Source organism: Streptococcus sp. IMAU 99161, from assembly GCF_014435245.1.
In the GTDB taxonomy this organism is placed as follows: Bacteria; Bacillota; Bacilli; order Lactobacillales; family Streptococcaceae; genus Streptococcus; species Streptococcus lactarius.
This window is the reverse complement of the sequence record NZ_JAAPAW010000011.1, coordinates 426,267-444,486: the sequence shown is the minus strand read 5'-3', so window position 1 is coordinate 444,486 and position 18,220 is coordinate 426,267. Positions and strand designations below refer to the sequence as shown.

17 protein-coding genes and 1 pseudogene are annotated in these 18,220 nt (G+C 39.8%); all 18 read right to left on the bottom strand.

The genetic code is table 11. The features are described from left to right. Nucleotides 1–82 precede the first annotated feature (82 nt). Nucleotides 83–3,118 carry a CocE/NonD family hydrolase gene (locus HA044_RS07670; RefSeq protein WP_187540608.1) on the bottom strand — a complete coding sequence of 1,012 codons (3,036 nt, stop codon included), beginning with the start codon at nt 3,116–3,118 and terminating at the stop codon, nt 83–85. A 146-nt stretch (nt 3,119–3,264) separates the two neighbouring features. Beyond that, on the bottom strand, nt 3,265–4,650 hold the full coding sequence (argH, locus tag HA044_RS07665; RefSeq protein WP_187540607.1) for an argininosuccinate lyase: 1,386 nt from the start codon (nt 4,648–4,650) through the stop codon (nt 3,265–3,267). Between the two features lie 12 nt (nt 4,651–4,662). Beyond that, nucleotides 4,663–5,862, bottom strand: coding sequence for an argininosuccinate synthase (locus tag HA044_RS07660; protein ID WP_187540606.1), 1,200 nt, complete (start codon nt 5,860–5,862; stop codon nt 4,663–4,665). A gap of 469 nt (nt 5,863–6,331) precedes the next feature. Further along, nucleotides 6,332–8,317 (bottom strand): peptide ABC transporter substrate-binding protein, encoded by a 1,986-nt coding sequence (locus HA044_RS07655; RefSeq protein WP_187540605.1) that lies wholly within the window; start codon nt 8,315–8,317, stop codon nt 6,332–6,334. Between the two features lie 397 nt (nt 8,318–8,714). Then, entirely contained in the window at nt 8,715–9,752 is a 1,038-nt protein-coding gene (locus HA044_RS07650; protein ID WP_187540604.1) for a M42 family metallopeptidase, read from the bottom strand. A gap of 79 nt (nt 9,753–9,831) precedes the next feature. Next, on the bottom strand, nt 9,832–10,215 hold the full coding sequence (locus HA044_RS07645) for a hypothetical protein (protein ID WP_187540603.1): 384 nt from the start codon (nt 10,213–10,215) through the stop codon (nt 9,832–9,834). Nucleotides 10,216–10,403: 188 nt separating this feature from the next. Continuing rightward, nucleotides 10,404–10,994 carry a hypothetical protein gene (locus HA044_RS07640; RefSeq protein WP_187540602.1) on the bottom strand — a complete coding sequence of 197 codons (591 nt, stop codon included), beginning with the start codon at nt 10,992–10,994 and terminating at the stop codon, nt 10,404–10,406. Nucleotides 10,995–11,098: 104 nt separating this feature from the next. Next, on the bottom strand, nt 11,099–11,254 hold the full coding sequence (locus tag HA044_RS07635) for a hypothetical protein (protein ID WP_187540601.1): 156 nt from the start codon (nt 11,252–11,254) through the stop codon (nt 11,099–11,101). 11 nt (nt 11,255–11,265) lie between these two features. Beyond that, complete coding sequence (locus HA044_RS07630) at nt 11,266–11,688, bottom strand: hypothetical protein (protein WP_187540600.1); 423 nt, start codon at nt 11,686–11,688, stop codon at nt 11,266–11,268. A 12-nt stretch (nt 11,689–11,700) separates the two neighbouring features. Continuing rightward, on the bottom strand, nt 11,701–12,123 hold the full coding sequence (locus tag HA044_RS07625) for a hypothetical protein (RefSeq protein WP_042766262.1): 423 nt from the start codon (nt 12,121–12,123) through the stop codon (nt 11,701–11,703). Beyond that, nucleotides 12,105–14,213: a hypothetical protein gene (locus tag HA044_RS07620; RefSeq protein ID WP_187540599.1), complete on the bottom strand. Its 2,109-nt coding sequence runs from the start codon at nt 14,211–14,213 to the stop codon at nt 12,105–12,107. Before HA044_RS07620 ends, HA044_RS07625 begins: the two co-directional genes overlap by 19 nt. After that, complete coding sequence (locus HA044_RS07615) at nt 14,210–14,563, bottom strand: DUF3958 family protein (RefSeq protein ID WP_187540598.1); 354 nt, start codon at nt 14,561–14,563, stop codon at nt 14,210–14,212. The genes HA044_RS07620 and HA044_RS07615 overlap by 4 nt, the downstream gene beginning before the upstream one ends. Before the next feature lie 2 nt (nt 14,564–14,565). Continuing rightward, nucleotides 14,566–14,913 (bottom strand): TIGR04197 family type VII secretion effector, encoded by a 348-nt coding sequence (locus HA044_RS07610; RefSeq protein WP_187540597.1) that lies wholly within the window; start codon nt 14,911–14,913, stop codon nt 14,566–14,568. 199 nt (nt 14,914–15,112) lie between these two features. Next, nucleotides 15,113–15,346, bottom strand: a complete 234-nt coding sequence (locus HA044_RS07605) for an NADAR family protein (RefSeq protein ID WP_262407553.1) — start codon at nt 15,344–15,346, stop codon at nt 15,113–15,115. Between the two features lie 84 nt (nt 15,347–15,430). Continuing rightward, nucleotides 15,431–15,631 (bottom strand): annotated as a pseudogene (locus tag HA044_RS07600) (peptidylprolyl isomerase); the annotation flags it as partial. 89 nt (nt 15,632–15,720) lie between these two features. After that, the gene (locus HA044_RS07595) at nt 15,721–16,449 is read right to left on the bottom strand and encodes an ABC transporter permease (protein WP_187540596.1); all 729 of its coding nucleotides are present in this window, start codon (nt 16,447–16,449) and stop codon (nt 15,721–15,723) included. After that, the gene (locus tag HA044_RS07590; RefSeq protein WP_187540595.1) at nt 16,446–17,195 is read right to left on the bottom strand and encodes an ABC transporter permease; all 750 of its coding nucleotides are present in this window, start codon (nt 17,193–17,195) and stop codon (nt 16,446–16,448) included. The genes HA044_RS07595 and HA044_RS07590 overlap by 4 nt, the downstream gene beginning before the upstream one ends. A gap of 5 nt (nt 17,196–17,200) precedes the next feature. After that, entirely contained in the window at nt 17,201–18,112 is a 912-nt protein-coding gene (locus HA044_RS07585; protein ID WP_187540594.1) for an ABC transporter ATP-binding protein, read from the bottom strand. Between the last annotated feature and the right edge of the window lie 108 nt (nt 18,113–18,220).

The following is an 18,220-nucleotide window of genomic DNA, read 5'->3' as shown; positions in this document are numbered from 1 at the left end:
AGTAGTGACTACTGATTCTGCATTTCTACTTTTATTTTACACTAAAAGAGGCCATTTTAGAAATATTTGCTACGGGGACTCCTTAGGCATCTACCTTCTTCTTGCGCCAAAAGATGAGGATAGAAGCTGTCAGGGTAAACAGACCTAAGAGACCCAGAGCATGTTCTTTGCTACCTGTTTGTGGAAGCGTATGGTCCGCACGCCCTCCTTCTACTGCAGGAATCACTTCTTGAGAATCTTCTGCAACTGGTTCTGAAGTCGTGGTAACAAATCGTGGCCCATAGGATACAGCTAGAGCAAGGTGAGGGTGCTCTTGGGCAGCTGATCCTGTTTGCATCTGTTCTTCTTTTTCAGGAACAGTTAGGCTTGGTTGGACGAAGTATTCTGGGTTTGGAAGGGTGTATTCTTCCATATAGTGCACTTCTGGCGCAACTAGAGCCGCACCTTCAACTTCTGGAAGGTTTGCATAGTCTGTATCGCTTGCACTTGGTAGATAGCTTGCCTTTTGGGCGCGGGTCTTTTCGACAATTGGAATCGCAGCCTGGATAGAATCTGTCTTAAAGCTCACTTCATATGGATGCTCCACCGTTAAATCAGACGGGTCATAGGTGTTAAAGACTAGGGCTAACTTATGACCTTTCTTAACCGTATAGAGATTAGGTTGGAGATAAACGGTGTAATCATGGTATTCCCCAACTTTAGGCTCGATACTTGCGCGAGAGCTTGCTGAATCGTAGCCAGACTCAGGATTGGCAAGGTTGATCCAGCCTTTTGCGATCACCTTGTACTTGGTCTTGATGGTTTCGTATTCGGCTACAGATAAGTTGCTTAAATTGCTTCCCATCCAGAAAGCGTTGGCTGTTTTATCTTGCTTGACACTACCATTTCCTACCACGTCAAAGTCTTGATCTGCCACGTCTACCAGAAGAGCATTGAGTTGGAAATTCTTTCCTTGACCTTTGGCCAGAGCAGCCTTAAAATGAACGGGGATATGTCCTTTGATAGTGGTATCTTCTGTCACTTCCGAAACGAAAGTCATGTTGGCTTTTGAAGATCCTTGGCTCACGGTTTCGTCGCGCTTGGCAACTTCTACACCAGCTCCGGCATAATCACTAGAAATGGTTTCTTCCAGACGTTTAGAGCTTGCATTTAGGATGAGGCGTTGACTGCTCTTCCAGTTGTCATAACTGGTCCACTTGCTTGGATCATAGTTATTTTGAGCTAGAACTGCTGGCAAACTTTCGACGTGATTGTCCACACCATAGAGGTAATGGGTCAGCCAGGTATTGAGTAGGTCATAGAAATCTTGGCCCTTGGCTGTGATCCCATAGCCACGAGACATAGCCGCTGGATAGACGTGGTCTCCTTGGTGGAGATAGAGCTTGACATCTTGGCCCGCTTTCTTGAGCGCATCGTACATGAGTTCAAAATGTTTGGTCTTGACATTGTCATCGTTCAAGCCATGGACGATCAGGGCGCTGGTCTTGAGATTTTCTGGATGAAGGGTATAATCCCGCTCCTTCCAGACATCACTGTAGTTGCGATCATGAGCGTACTGGTCCTTGTTCAATTGGTTGATGTAGTTGGCATATTTTTGCCAAATCCCTGCCCAGTCGTCTTGGTCCAGCATCCGCGTGCTAACGTAGAGGGAGAGCCATGAAAGGTCACTATAAGGTGCATTGCCAAATTGGGTCCCTTGGCTATTGAAATAATCATACCAAGAAGCAATCCCTGCTGCTGGAACGATGGTCTTTAGGCCTTCTACGCCTGTCGCTGCCACACCAAAGGTTGTGGTGCCAGCCCAGGATAGACCGGTCATTGCGACATTGCCACTTGCCCAGTCTGCCTTGATTTCGATATTGCTAGTCTTATCGGTGTAGGCCTTACGTTTGCCATTGACCCATTCGATGATATTCTTGAAGGCATTGATTTCGAGGTCAGACCCTGTCGTGTTAAATCCTTCTGATCCCTTGGTACCAAGTCCAGCGCTTGAGATAAAGGCATAGCCTCTGACCAAGAAATAGTCATACCAGTTGAGATCTTCGTAGTCATAGATATACTCGTAGGGACTGTAGTAGTACCAATCCGATGCTTTGGCTTTTTTCGCTGCTTCTTCTGTCGTCTCACTGCCAACTGGCTGTCTCTTTGCAGGTTGACTGTGCAGTTTCTTCATATCATAGCTGCCGTCTGTCGGAAGCCCCAGACTTTCAAGGGTCACGTAGTTTTCATCTAGTGTTCCTGCTACGTAAGGACGCGCTTCAAGGATGGTCGCTGCCTTAAAATCCCCTTGCGCGACTGCTTTTGGTAATTGAACAATGGCTTTGACCAAGTCTGGCTTGCCATCTGCATCGGTGTCGTAGTCCGTTTCGACATAGACTGGGAAGCGCACAATTTGGCTATCCTCATATTTGTAGTCTTCGTCTGCTTTTTCTCCCGTCGTATAAGGGAAAATAGGCTGGGCCCGACCATTTAGAAAGAGAGGAGCTTTCTTTTCAGCTCGATAAGCATCATAGAGTTTCTTAGCTGTTTCGTACATCTTGGCCAATTCTGGCTGACTGACCTTACGAGTCAGATCTTCTGATGTTTCAATCAAACCTAAACTCCTGGCAAAGCGTTCCCGATCTGCTTGGCTTTGGCCTAATTGGCTTGGATCCGTTGCTGCCCATTGAAGCAAGCCATTAACAGCATCTTGCACTGTCAACTCTTTAGAGGTCTGATCCGCTGCAAGGGTCGAACCTGTGACCTTTGCCAAGTCCTGACTTGTTGCCGGTGCTTCTGAAGTAGGAGTGGATTGAGGTGCAGCTTCCCTGTTTGTTACTGCTGGAGTTGCTACTGGAACAGTAGGCTCACTTTGTCTTGAGTGTTCTTCTGTAGCAGAGGCTACTTGATTGGCACCTGCCACCCGATCCAGCGATGCCTCACTTGTGCTTGCGCTTTCTTCACTAGAGCTAGTACTTGTGTCACGTGCTGTCGGTGTTGCTTCAGTCGATGGAACATGGACCACTTCAGTCGATGGTGCTAACTCTTCTGTCTGCTCATCTGCTGCTACTTGGTGCAAAACCATTGGCGCGATCAGTAAGCTCGATGCGACAATGGAAACCATTGTTTTCTTTTTCATATCAGTCTCCTAACTTTTTGTAATCAACACTCCCATTATACTATGTAAGCGTTTTAATATCAATTTTTCTTACATCTCCATCGCAGCAATATCCTAAAAATACTCCAAATAAAAGCATCGTAAATTTTCACGATGCTTTACTTATTTTAATAATTTTCCAAGTCCTTTTTGGCCCTCTGCAATTCCAATTGAATCTGCTCAAATCCTGTTCCACCAAGGGAATTTCGCTTCTGAACAGCTGACTCTGACTGCAAGACCTGGTAGATATCTTCTTCAATTAATGGAGAAACTTCCTGATAGCGTGTTATAGGAATGTCCTGCAAATAAAGTCCATTTTTAGTACATTCAAGGATCAATTTGCCGACAATCTCATGCGCTTTTCGGAAAGGAATTCCTTTTTTTGCGAGGTAATCTGCTAATTCTGTCGCATTTGAAAAATCCTTTTGAGTCGACGTTAGCATCCGATCCTTATTGACGGTCATCGTAGATAGCATTCCTGCCATGATATCAAGGGACTTCTGGATGGTGTCGACCGTATCAAACATCCCTTCCTTGTCTTCCTGCAAGTCCTTATTGTAGGCAAGTGGCAAGGATTTCATAATGGTCAAGAGTCCCATCAGATGGCCATAGATCCGTCCGCTCTTGCCTCTGATCAATTCAGCCATATCTGGATTTTTCTTTTGTGGCATGATCGAAGATCCGGTACTAAAGGTGTCTGATAGGCTGACAAATCCGTACTCATAACTGCACCAATTGATCAACTCTTCGCAAAAGCGAGAGAGATGCATGATCAAGATACTGCTATTGGATAAAAACTCAAGGATAAAGTCACGATCACTGACAGCATCCAGCGAATTGTGGTAAATTCCCTTAAAGCCCATCAAATCTGCTGAAAGTTGGCGATCAATTGGGAAGGTCGTCCCAGCTAGAGCTGCTGCTCCAAGTGGGGAAAGATCCGTATGCTCCATATTAAAGGCAAAACGTTGACTATCCCGGGTAAACATTTGGTAGTAGGCCAAAAGGTGATGGGCAAAACTGATGGGTTGGGCATGTTGCAAGTGTGTATAGCCAGGCATGATGGTTTCAACATTCTCTTCAGCCAGTGTCACTAAAACCTGACGGAGATGCAACAACTTCTGATCAATCAGCCGCAACTGATCCTTCAGATAGAGATGCATATCTGTCGCCACCTGATCGTTTCGAGAACGGGCTGTATGCAGTTTCCCTGCTACTGGACCAATCTCTTCTGTCAACAGAGCCTCCATATTCATATGGATATCCTCATTTCGCACATCAAACTGTAATTCACCAGCCTCATAACGTGCCAATAAAGTCTCAAGCCCTGCCTCAATAGCCTTGGCTTCCTCTTGGGTGAGAATCCCAGTCTGACCTAGCATCTTGACATGGGCCAAGCTACCTTTTAGGTCGTAAGGAGCAAGCCGGTAGTCAAAACCGATACTAGCCCCAAATTCTTCTACCCAATCTTCTAAAGCAGCTTCAAAGCGTCCGCCCCATAATTTATGGTTTATCATAGTAGATCCTTTCTACTTGTCTAGATGCGCCTGTACTTCGGCATGCACCTTCGATGGCAAGCCCCAGAGTTTGATAAAGCCAACTGCTGCATCTTGATCAAACGTATCTGCACTCGTGTAAGTTGCGAGATTTTCATCATAAAGTGAATTGTTAGACTTCCGAGCTACCACTGTAGCAGTTCCTTTATACAATTTCACTTTGGCTGTTCCATTAACAACTTTTTGTGTCTGTTTCAGATAAGCAATTAGAGCCTCTGTGGCAGGGTTAAACCAAAGACCATTGTAAATAAGGTTTGACAGTTCATTTTCAATGATTGGTTTAAAGTGTGCTAATTCTCTGACTTGGGTCAAATCTTCAATATCTTTATGGGCAGCTAGAAGAGTGATAGCACCTGGACATTCGTAAATCTCACGTGATTTGATTCCGACCAACCGATTTTCAACGTGGTCGATCCGACCAACTCCGTGGGCACCTGCCAGATCATTCAATTTCAGAATCAACTCTGACAATTTCATCTTCTTACCATCCAAGGCCACGGGAACCCCTTCTTCGAAATCAATATCCACAAAAAGTGGCGTATCTGGAGCCTTTTCTGGCGCTACAGTCAAATCATAGGCATCTTCTGGCGCTTGATTCCATGGGTTTTCCAAAATACCACATTCATTGGCCCGCCCCCAAAGGTTTTGGTCCACCGAATAAGGAGAATCTAGATCAGCTGGAATGGGCACACCATTTTCTTTGGCATAATTGATTTCTTCCTCACGTGACCACTTCCACTCCCGAACAGGGGCAATCACCTTGAGGGTTGGATCAAGTGATGCAATTGACAGTTCAAAACGAACTTGGTCATTCCCTTTTCCGGTACAGCCATGAGCAATGGTGGTGGCACCCGTTTGATGAGCAATTTCGACTAATTTCTTAGAAATCAATGGTCGGCTCAAAGCGGACACAAGAGGGTATTTTTGTTCGTAGAAGGTGTGTCCTTGTAGCGCAACCAAGACATAGTCTTCAGCAAACTCGTCTTTAACATCAATCACATGCGATTCAATCGCACCAACCTTCAAGGCCTTATCGTGAATAAAACTCAGGTCTTTTCCTTCACCGACATCCATACAGACGGCAACGACATCATAATCCTTCTTTAACCATGTGATAGCCACCGATGTGTCCAAACCACCCGAATAAGCAAGTATTACTTTTTCTTTCACCATACGATTACCTCTACCTTCTATGAATATATTGTCACCTATTCTACTCCGAAAAATAGAAGAAGTCAAGGAAAATTTAATAATTATTTAAATTAATATGTTTTATAGATATTTATTGATTTTAGTAAATATCAAAATTTTAATTCGTAAAACGGCTTAGAAGAACCTAAATAAAAGGGTTATTTGTTTTCATACTTTTTCTGAAAATTAGATGATCCGATGCCTTTTTGGCTGAAAATTGGGTAAAAGCCCCAATTTAGGCCCTTTCAAATGCATAAAAAAGAGGCATGGACAAAAGTCCTAGCCTCTCAATTGTTTTTGGATTGTCGAGCATTGAGTGGGCTCTACTACGCTGATTTCATCAGCTTTTATAGCCCTACTCAACTGTGCGGAGGTGGGACGACGACATCAAATTCTAACGAATGACCGATTTCTGTCCCACTCTCTTCGTTTATCTATCTGCATAGAAGCTTTATTTAACGTGTTTTTGAACTTCTTCTTGGGCTTTTTTGTTTGACTCTGCTTGTTCTTTTTGCCATTTTTCAAGGGCTTTGTTGTAGTCAGCAGTTGTCACAGCTTTGTCTTGCAGTTTCATTCCTTTGTAGATCACGTGGTCTTTTCCTTTTCCACCAGTCCATGCAAATGGTGCTGAGAATGGTTCGATACGTGTCAAGAATGGACATCCAGTTGATGATGAAGTTGGGATGACAAGGGCGCTGTCTGTCAACCATGCTTGCGCAGCCGCATATTTTTCATAGCGTTTGTTGACGTCTTGTGTCTCTGCACCAGCATCTTTGATCATCTTTTCAAAGTCGTAGAGACCAACTTTTTTAGCCGCTTCATTGTTTTCACTTGGGTCAAATCCAAGGAAAGTCTTAGTATTTTCACCAGATGAAGCTTTCAAGATATCCATGTAAGTTGATGGGTCTTGGTAGTCAGGGCTCCATCCGACATTGTCAGAAAGATCCCAGTCTTCGCCAGCCGCATTTGGCGCAAAGAGGGTTGCATTTTGAAGGTCTTCTTTGGAAAGCATTTGAATATCGATGACAACATTATCTTTCCCAAGTGCTTCTTCAACTGACTGTTTAAAGGATTGTGTCCGTTGAACTCTTGATGGAGTCGTTTGGTCCACAGGCATATCGATATGAATTGGGAATTTCACACCTTCTGCTTCTAAAGCAGTTTTCGCTTTTGCAAACTCTTCTTTGGCTTTCTTCGCGTTGAAGAGTCCATTTTGACCGTCGTCTAGTTTGGTAGATTTCCACTCATCTCCGTATGTATCCAATTTGGTTTTAACCAACTCACCGAAGTTCTTTCCATCCGCTTGGACAAATGTTGGTGGAATGTAGAGATTACGGATAATCTTGCTTGCTCCGTCTTTTCCGTTCAATTGAGCAGCATAGGCTTCACGGTTAAAAGCAAAGCTGATCGCTTGACGGAAGTCCTTGTTCAAGAGGGCTTTCTTCGTAGATTGTTTTTCTTCATCGGTTTTCTTAGCAGTATGTTTGTATGATTGACGATCGATGTTGGTACCAATCACATAAGAAGCAGCATCTTGAGGAGTATAGGTAATTTCATCCTTGAATTCCTTGGCTTGCTCTGAATAACCAGATCCAGTTGGGAAGAGTTTTGCTAAGCTAAGACTATTATCAGCAAATGATTTCGCCAATTTACTTTGATCTTGACCATCATAGAATTCCAATTTAACATCTGAGATATAAACTTTGTCTTTATCCCAGTAGTTTTGGTTCTTGGTCATTTCGATCGAAGATTTTGAAGTAAAGCTCTTCAAGATGTATGGACCATTGTAAAGAAGAGAACTTGTATCGCTTGCTTGAGCGAATTTATCTCCTTTAGATTTCACAAATTTCTCATTTACTGGGAAGGTAATCCCAAGAGTCAATTTTGAGTTCCAGAAGGTTTCTGGTTGGTTCAAAGTGATTTGAAGGGTATGATCATCTACTGCTTTAATTCCGACAGCAGAGAAATCTTTATTTTTACCGCTGACATAGTCATTCAAGCCTTTGATGGAATCTTGGATGATGTAGAGCATTTCTGACTTGTTATCAGCTGCATATTTGATCCCAGTTACGAAATCTTTAGCCGTTACAGCTGCATACTCTTCTCCTTCTGAATCATACCATTTGGCATCATCACGAAGTTTATAAGTATAAGTCAAACCATCTTTAGAAACAGTCCAGTCTTTTGCAAGAGATGGAATCAGGTTACCGTAAGTATCATTTTCAAACAAACCATCAATCAAGTTTCCAGTGATATCATGGGTTGCAGCCTTACTTGAAGTCAAGTAGTTCAAGTTTTCAGGCTCTGTCTCATAGACATATGAGAATTTTTGACCGTTGTTTGAGCTAGTAGATTTAGAACCTCCAGAACAAGCTGCTAAAAGAGCAGCTGAAAGGAGAGTAACCCCCGCTAGTGCAATGACATTTCTTTTTTTCATGTAAAACTCCTTAAGAAATTTTAAGTTTATTTTAAGATTATACCACAAAGATTTTCAGAAGAAAAGGAATTTTCAGAAAATTTTTTCTTTATAAAAAACTACCCTGGAGAGTAGTTATCAATTTAACTTTAAGACTTATTTGAGACTTTCCTTAGGTGAGTACGGACGTCAGCGAACTTCTACGAAGTTCCATGACTTAGTTTTGAACCTAAAGTTTCAAAACTCCCGAGTGCTTGAAATGATTCTATTTCAAGCACTTTTCTCACAGCAGAAAGTCTCAGTTTTGATTTGAAAAACTATAAGGACTAGATATTTTATAAAAAAACTTCTTATGTTATTTTCTAAGAAAAAACATTGTTTTCTTTCTAAAAATAGTTCACAAAAGTAGATCCAATTTTTAATCTACCAAGTCGCTCTTAAGGTAGGCATCGACCATGCGCTCTGTTGCGACTACAGAATCCAAGTGGGTCCGCTCATATGAGTGGCTAGATTCGATCCCTGCCCCGAGAAGAGCGTGTTTCACTTCTGCTCCTGCACTCATGGCTGCAGAGGCATCTGAACCATAGAAAGGATAGATATCCAACTTATAAGGGATTTCTTGGGCTTTTGCCAAGGCTACCAAATGCTGACGGAATTCGTAGTGATACGGTCCTGAAGCGTCTTTGACACAGATGGATACCGTGTATTCATCCGTCGCTTGGTCATCTCCCATAGCCCCCATGTCCACTGCTAAGTACTCTACTACTTCAGCCGGAATACTAGAATTGGCCCCATGCCCCACTTCTTCAAAGACTGAAAAGGCAAAGGTAGTCGTTACTGGCAATTGAATCTGTTCTTCCTTGTAGACGCGCAGAAGATTCAAGAGAATCGCTGCACTCACCTTGTCATCCAAGTGACGAGATTTGATAAAGCCGGTGTCTGTCACAATGGTCCGGGGATCAAAGCTGACAAAATCACCCACTTCAATGCCAAGGGCACGGGTTTCTTTTTCATTGGACACTTTTTCATCCAGACGGACTTCCATATTGTCCTGGGTCCGCTCGACAGTTCCCGCATCCTTGTAGACGTGGCAAGAAGTCTGATGGACCAAAATCGTCCCCGAATGGGTCTTTCCTGTATTGGCTACATGGACTGTACAATTTTCCCCTTCAATCATATTCCAAGGGAAACCACCGATACGGTCTAGCTTGAGTCTACCATCTGCTTTCACCGCGCGGACAATAGCCCCCAAGGTATCCACATGGGCTGTGACGTAGCGTTGCTTGTCTGTGATCACACCAGGAACGGTCACATTTACCCCACCCTTAGCAGTCCGAGTTACTTCATACCCAAAGCCTTCAATGGTTTTGACCAAGTAGTCTGCGATCTCCCGTGTAAAACCGGTCGGTGAAGGAATGGCTGTCAATTCCTGCAAATAAGTCACTGTCTGATTCATAATGCCTCCAAATGTGTTTTTCTTTATTCTAGCATGAAATAGGTGGAATAGCTAGAGGAGAGATTACAGGGGTGACTATTCAACAGTAATCCTCTATGGTCACTGAAAAAATATCTTCCCCTCTTTTCATTCTTTCTTCCATTTCTTTCCACTCCATTACTAATTTATATAGTTCTTCAGTTGAAATAAAGCAAGGGTCTCCTAATATTTCTTCCTCAAATTGGAAGTAAACTTCTGTTATTTCTTTTCCAACTTCGATCCCCAACAAATTACCATCAAAAGCGTACTCTTCCATATTTCCAGAAATGACATTCTCCAAAGCTTCGCGAATATCCGGATAAAAATTAGTAACTTCTGTAATCATGAAGGTTGTTATAATTTTATAATCTTCTCTATCATACAAAACCGTAAGTGCATTTCTGTTTTCGACACTTTTAAATAATTTATATTCTCTTTTTAACATTCAATTGTCTTTCTATTCTGAAACAGTTGAATAGGCGGTAATAATTTTCCTATCATCAGTAAGAACCATTCTAATTTTAATTCCTTCCTTACTATTTCCGACATAAACACCTCTTGAACCTTTTCTCCGTTAGTTTTATGTTTTTTTAATGAAGGTGATATTTAGGTTTTTTCATTCCTTTTTCAATATTAAAACTTCTCAATTCCCTCTGAACTATACCCTAACAAAGTGGCCTCATATTCATCACCTAGTCCATTAGCATCATTCAGTTGAATCAACCACTCTTTAATAGTTTTTAATTTTACAATTGATGCATAGAAGGTTTGAAACATTCTGTTTGGTAGGTAAAATAGATTGTATTCATTGTCATTTGCATCTATGTAATAAATCTTATTTCTCTCTGAAGAAAAATTTATTTTTTCTCTAGTCCTAAAATCAACCGAATAAAAATTATTAAGTTTTTCTCTGTTCAAGTATTCTTTCAATATTTCGATATCCTCTATATCATTGACTATAGTCATCAGTGGGAATTCAAAATCTGTAACTCCTCTTTTAACAAAGATAGCAAAATATAACTGCGCTAACTCCTTGTTACGAATTTTACAGCATTCTAAAATACCCCCTCTTTCATTTAATAAAATAAAAAATTCGTCTTCTCTTTTTTCTAGAATATAAATTATATCCACATTATCATATACCTGCAACTTGTTATTTCTTGAAACAATTTCGACATTGCTGATAAACCTTTTCAAATTTACAATATATTCATTATCAAACATTATAATTTCCTCAAATAACCAAATTCTATTAGTCTTTTAATAATAGCTGTCTCATCAGAAGGAATAGACATTATCTGTTTAGCAAAGAATGGATCTAATTTAAACTATATTCCTCCTCCTGGTTGATCAAACCACGGGGCAATTCCTCCCTCCTCAGTAACGTAATAAAAATGATTACCATCTCTCCAGATATGCTGACCATAACCTTTTACCTCTTCAAACTGGATAACATCTTCCCATTGTAGTCTTGTTGGTTTCATTTATATCTTCCTTACTTAAGTGGTGATACATAATCATTTGGAAGTTCTCCTTCAGATTCAATCCACTGCTTCTCAGAAATCGGAATCAACTCTTCAAGTTCTTCCTTAGAAAAAAGTTTCCTATTTTTAGGGACATCTATCAAAGAAGCTGGATGTTTACTTATAAATTTTCTTCTAGATTCTCTTCTCTCTTCTTCCGTCGGTGGCCAACAATCGTTCTGAATCTTCCAGTAAACTTCTTGTAGCGTTCTTTCCCCGGTTTCTAGTAAGGTAAATAACTCATCTGGTAATTCATAAACCACTCGCTGAGAGGCAATTCCTCCTTCCTCAGTAACGTAATAAAGATTATTACCATCTCTCCAAATGTGCTGACCATAACCTTTTACTTCTTCAAACTGGATAACATCTTCCCATTGTAGTCTTGTTGGTTTCATTTTAAACCTCTTTTACTTAAGTGGTGATACATAATCGTCTGGAAGTTCACCCATTGATTCTATCCATTGTTGTTCGGCTTGAGGAATAAGTATTTCAAGTTCTTTATTACTAAAAAGCAACTGATTTTTACGGTTTGATATCAACACAATTGGCTTTTCTCTAGCTCTTTTTTTTCTTATTTCGTTCTTTTCTTCTTCTGTCGGTGGCCAACAATTGTTCTTTACTCTATAAGATACTTCTCGTATCGTTCTCTCCCCACTCTCTAGTAAGGCAAATAACTCATTTGGTAATTCATAAACCACTCGCTGAGGGGCAATTCCTCCCTCCTCAGTAACGTAATAAAGAGTATTACCATCTCTCCATATATGCTGACCGTAACCTTTTACCTCTTCAAACTGGATAACATCTTCCCAGCCTAATTTACTATGTTCCATGTATGTTCTCCTCTCTTGGTACTAATATCTTCCATTACACCTTCAGGAATATCTCCTGGGAAAGTTCGTCCAGCTGGTCTCCACCAGTCATTGGCCCCAATTTCATTCCCACTTGGTATTGAAATTCCTTTTTTCGCTACTACTTCTGGAGTGACATCTAAACGATAAAGTGGCCCGTCTCCTAAATAACCTTCATCAAGTCCTAATATGATTTCATAAAGACGATTATCTCCATCAGCAACCTTCTCAATGATATCTGCATGTTCTTTGCTCAACCAGAAACTTGTTCCATCACCACTCCCAACAATACCTCCATTCCAATTTTCACTAGGCTGAAATTTTTGGAATCTGGATGCTCCATTCTTAAATTGTTGTCTGTGTGCTTCTATAGATTTAGGGGTGAGATATTCCTCAATATCTGGGCGAAAGATTCCTTTCTGAGAATCGGGCTTAATATCAAGTATATCCTTCTTAGTATATGTACCTCTAATATACTCCACTTTAGGTGAGTCCTTAGAAATATTAAAAATTAATTCCCTTTCTTCAGGAGTTAATTTGTCAAAGACTTTCTCTAGATATCTTTCTCTAGTTGCAAAGTCTTTAAACCCTGAACTCTCCCTCGCAAGCTTGCTTTCTTCTATATTTCGTAAAATATGTTCACGGTCATAAGTTTTTGCGGTTTCTGTTCTAGTCTTAACATTGGTTTCTACCTTAGTGTTTACCTCAGGAATTACTGGCTTCCTATTGAAGACAGGAATTTTCCCTTTTACCTTGCTAAATACATCTGAGAAAGTTGTGTAGGGTTTATTGTAGTACTGATTATATCCAACATAAGAAGTATACAAGGTACTTGCTAGTTGGAGGCTATCAGTAAAAGCTCTCACTTTCTTGATATTTTTTGCACGATTGATTTCTTCCTGTGTAGCCGGTTTGCCTGTAAAAGGATCAATACCTTCTTCAATTATATAATAATCATATTTAGTTTGAAAGGCGGGATCTCGCCAACTAAGCATTTTTTGACTATCCAAAAGGAAATAACGGTCTAGTAGATAATCATAATTAGCTCGCTCTGTCTCTGTCTGAAAGAATTGCTTGAAAGGATTGACATAAGCTCTGGAAATTAATGTTTTAAGTTCTGGGTAGGCCTCTTCTAATGCTTCTTGATCCATGGAATCAATATGTTTTCTAAATTTTGGATCCACCTTCGCTAATTCTGAAGGGAGTAAGCCTGACTGATCATCTTTCTTTTTGCTATTATAATTTAGCAAAAGATCCAAATCTTCAATATCCCATTCTGCTAAAATTGCATCTCCTCTACCAGACGACTTAAATCTTGTATAAGCATTGATAATAGATCCGTATTTTTCAGCAATTTCTCCATTCGACATTTTAGAAAGCTTATCTTCAAACGTTTCAACCTTCGGATTCTTTAGCTTGTTCAGGATTGCTTGACGTTTTTGCCATCCAAAAGAGATTGTTTGCTTCCACGATAGATCCACTCCATTAGTTGGAGGCAAGTAGGTTCCACTAGCAGCATCCCATGATTGTGCAGCTTGGGCAAAACCATTTTGAACAGCCAATAAATACCGCTCTGAATTTAAAAAGATAGTTGGAGAGACTGCATTAAAAGTAAGCAGGCTCATTAATATTTTCTGTAATTTTTGTTTTGCCCCCTCTAATACAGCTATGGATACCGAAAGATTTAGAAAAGCTGAAATCTTATCATCCGATTTTGTTTCCATTAACTGTCGTAGATTAGAAATCTTTTGATCTGCTTCCCTAATTTTTTCTTCTAAATCAACTTGACGCCAACTTTTACTATCTACGTCAGAGGTATATTGACTGACAAATTTTTGACACTCCTCCGCCAGTGATTCTTGGTATAAGACAATCCCTTGAATTAATGGAATTACAGTACTTGTAATATGCGCCTTTGCTGAGTCGTAAGCATGCCCTTTTAACTCTTCTTCAGAGACAAAATTTTCAAGAACTTTAATCAATTCAATATTCTGTTGCACGCACTGGGCGGATATACTAGATAAACTAGTTGCCTGATTTCTGGCGGATTCTAGATACATATCTATACTCATGTGATTTCCTCCGTCACTAATCGTCTTTTTTCTTGATGAATCGAATCTAACTTCATTTCAATAGATTTATGTTCTTTCTGAAGTTTTTCTAATTCTTCATACAGACTGTATTCCATTATTCTCAGTTGATGCTGGAATTCTAACTGGTCATTCATCATTTGACTTTGGAATTTACTACCTTCGAAAAGAAAATCTAGATCATTTAACCAATGCGAATCATTAAAAAGCTGATCCATTACTTCCATTTTCTTCGAATCTAATTTTTCTATCCGCTGATATAAGTCCCACTCCTTCTCTGAAAGTTGTCGTTCTTTCTCATGGAGCTTATTCCATGTGTCTTCTGCACTCATATCTAATCCTCTAATACATCTAAGTATTTTGATTTCGCTTCATTTGAGAATGATGGCTTAGACTGAATGGTATTCAAAATATTTAAATTTTGACGAATCATGGCATCCTTATCTTCAAATTGGTCGGCCAAGCTATGGATATTTTGAATCATATTCACAATATGATTCGATAGCTGAGTCTGAAGATTCTCAAATTGACTAATACCATTTTTGGCACTATTATTACCAGCAACTGTCGTTTGTTCATCTCTTTGAACTGTTATAGCTGAATGATTATTGGCAGATCCTATTGCAGTAGCATGCTGAGCAGCTACCGAAAGATCACTTTTTACTGTGTATTTATCTCCCATTCATTTCTCCTTTAAATTTTTTCATATTATAACATCTTTCACCGCTAGAAAAAAGCCTAGTTAGTGGTATTCCAAGCTCATTCACGCACATAAAAACCTCAAGTTAACTGACTTGAGTTCCATATTATTGATCATTGTAACCTTCTAGTTGCCATTCATACCAAACCTTAGGTGTTAAGTGGAATAGCTAGAGGAGAGATTACAGGTTGGAGTTTTTCAACTCTTCCCGTACTTGCATTAAGAGAAGGCCTAGCTTGCTCTTTCCAGAGCCATCTCCTCCATCAGCCCAGTAGTCGTCATTTCGTGTATGTTCGATGAGGATAGCATCTCCTGTCGCCAGCAATTCTTTCGCGATTTCTAGATTTTGGCTAAATTTCATCCGAAGGGACTGAAGCATCACCTCATCTTTGACCTCTTCCCAATCAGCTCTCAAAGGATTTTGACGATTGCGCCCCTCTCAGGCAGCATCCATTGGAGATACTATCTGACGAATTTTCTCTTGAATTTGGGGCACTAATACAGTATCTGATGACAAAATGCTGGCTTTATCTTCTGCTTGTTTATCCTCTACAAGTTTAGCTTCAGCCAATTCAATCTCTTTATGACTTTGTTTAGCAGTCGAGTGTTGACCAGCAGTATATCCCATCATGAGAATAGAGCTAGTTGCAACCACTGCTCCAACACTAATTAAGGCTTTAGTTTTGACTTTATTTAACATCTTAGACCTTCTTTCTATAAAAACTAGATCAAGCATACCAGATAAAGCTTGGAGCTTTTATCACAAGAAAAAGACTCCGAAGAGTCTCATTACTTATGCAATTCTTTATTACTCAATGTATGGAAAATCCCCCACAGAAGAATATTTACAATGATAAACAGCACTATTTCCACTAAATTAAAGTCTATCAAATTCCGTGACCGCATTGCCACCATAGCTTGGGAGTAGGGATAGATTAAAGATAATTTATCTGATACAAAAATCATCATAAATCCTACGAAAGTACCAATAGCACCAATTCCCACAGATTTACTGAAAACACGAGTTTTAGCTGTTACAAAAAACTGCACTGCCATCATACTAATTGTTCCAAAAATCCCCAATAAATCCCACTTGAGGTAGGTGAACAAATTAGAAATTTCTAAATGAGCTAGGTGAGCACTGACATAAAAAATACCAAACAAGAACAACTGTAAAACAGCAATAAACAAGATAATTACTATTTCTTTTGCAAACAATAATTTCCCAAGACTGACATTATTAGCTCTGAGAAATTCAATATTTTTTCTATCAAACTCTTTTCCTAACATCATGGCTACATAAATGCTGACTAAAATCGGAAAGAAAAGCTGGCTATAATAGAAGGTCAATTGTCCCCATAAAACAGGCACTTTTTCACTTTCTGCAACCATAGAATAAGCTGCACCTAAGTAAATCCCAAGACCAATCAGGCTACAAAAAGCTAAGAAGAAAATACCAATCATCAACATGGAAAATTTTTGGGTTTTCCGCCATTCTACTGATAGATAAGACATCATAGCTTGCCTCCTTTCTTTTCAACTAGATAGAGAGATAAGAAGAGATAGATTAGAGCTATTGGCAAATATGTAAAGAGTTTAAATCCTAGGTTTGTCACCAAAACATAACTCACTTGACTGGCGACTTGCTGGTAATCCACCAGAGACAGATATCCTATACCACCAAAAGGGAAAATCAGCTGTAGAAAAGCTGGAGCATGACCAAATCCAACTCCAAGAAATCCTCCGAAAATCCCTAATGCCAATATCAATGCCTGCTTTTTCAATAAAAACTGCAAAGTCAAAAACAGACAGGTCAAGACAAAAGAGGCTAGCAAGAAAATGACGATTTGCCAGAGGATTAGGCTAACAGGCATTTCTAGACCAGATAAGATTGCAATCAACTGGACTACTACTCCCTCCAAAAAAGCGAGAAAGGTCAAAACGAACATAGTCAGGCCAAGCTTACTCAGAAAGATATGCCGTACATTTTCACCATTTGCCAAAAGCAGTTTGAAAGTGTTGCCCTCCTTCTCGTTCTTAACAATCCGCGATACAAAGAGAGCAACCACAATAGGAAGAATCAAGCCATTTACTTCTTTTATCATATAGAAAATTAGGCTAATCTGGTGCATGTGTGGATTACTTAGGTAACGTGTAGCGGCTGCAATTGCCCAAGCAAATCCGACTCCCATAACTAGTATGCTAATGAGGAAGGATTTGGTTCGTTTTGCCTTGAGCAATTCAATAGACAAATTATTCAACATAAGACTCACTCCTTGGTTAAGTTGAGGAAGATAGATTCCAAGGTTTCTTGTTCTTGCTTCACTTCATAAATTGGAACTTTCTCGACTATTAAATCTCGTAACAAACTAGAAATCTGCTGATCGGCAAGGTTAGTCAGCTTGAGTTTATCCTCTTGTATCTCTAACATCTTGCACGGATAATCAAATAATACTTGGCTAATGGCTTCACGTCGACCTCTAAAATCCCCACGCACTTCCAGCCATTTATTGGACTGAATTTTACGAATTTCTCCCTCGTAAACCAGTTGACCATGATTGATAATCCCCACACGGTCAGCGATATGCTCTACCTCAGAAAGGATATGGGTAGAGATGAAGACAGTAATACCCTGTTCTTTTGCCAACTTGATAATCAGTTCCCGAATTTCATGAATCCCTGCTGGGTCTAACCCGTTTGTTGGCTCATCCAGTATCAACAAACGCGGTTTCTTGACTAAGGCAAAGGCTAAAGCCAAACGCTGTTTCATTCCCAGCGAATAATCTTTAACCAATTTTTTCTTGTTTTTAGGTTGATCTAACCCAACAATTTTCAAGATTTCCTGAATATTTTTCTTATCAAATCCAAGGATTTTTTGGAAAACCAAGAGATTTTCATAGCCTGTCAAATTAGGATAATAAGACGGTTCTTCAATCATAGAGCCAATCTGATTAAGATACTGCTTGTCCGTACCTATGGATTGACCGAACACTTCAATCTCCCCAGCTGTACGAGAAATCAAAGACAAAATCATCTTCATGGTGGTTGTTTTCCCAGCTCCATTTGGACCTAGAAAACCATAAATCTCACCTTGTTGAACTGATAAGGAACTAAGGTTAACTACCTGAGTGTCCTTAAATTCCTTTTGTAAGTTTTTTATCTGTAAAACATTACTAATCATTATGAACTTCCTCCATTAAACCAAAAAATTTTCTATAATTTTGATTTCTATAAATCAAATTATCATGAGTATCTTTGATAACATCTCCACTACTCTTATCAACAAAAA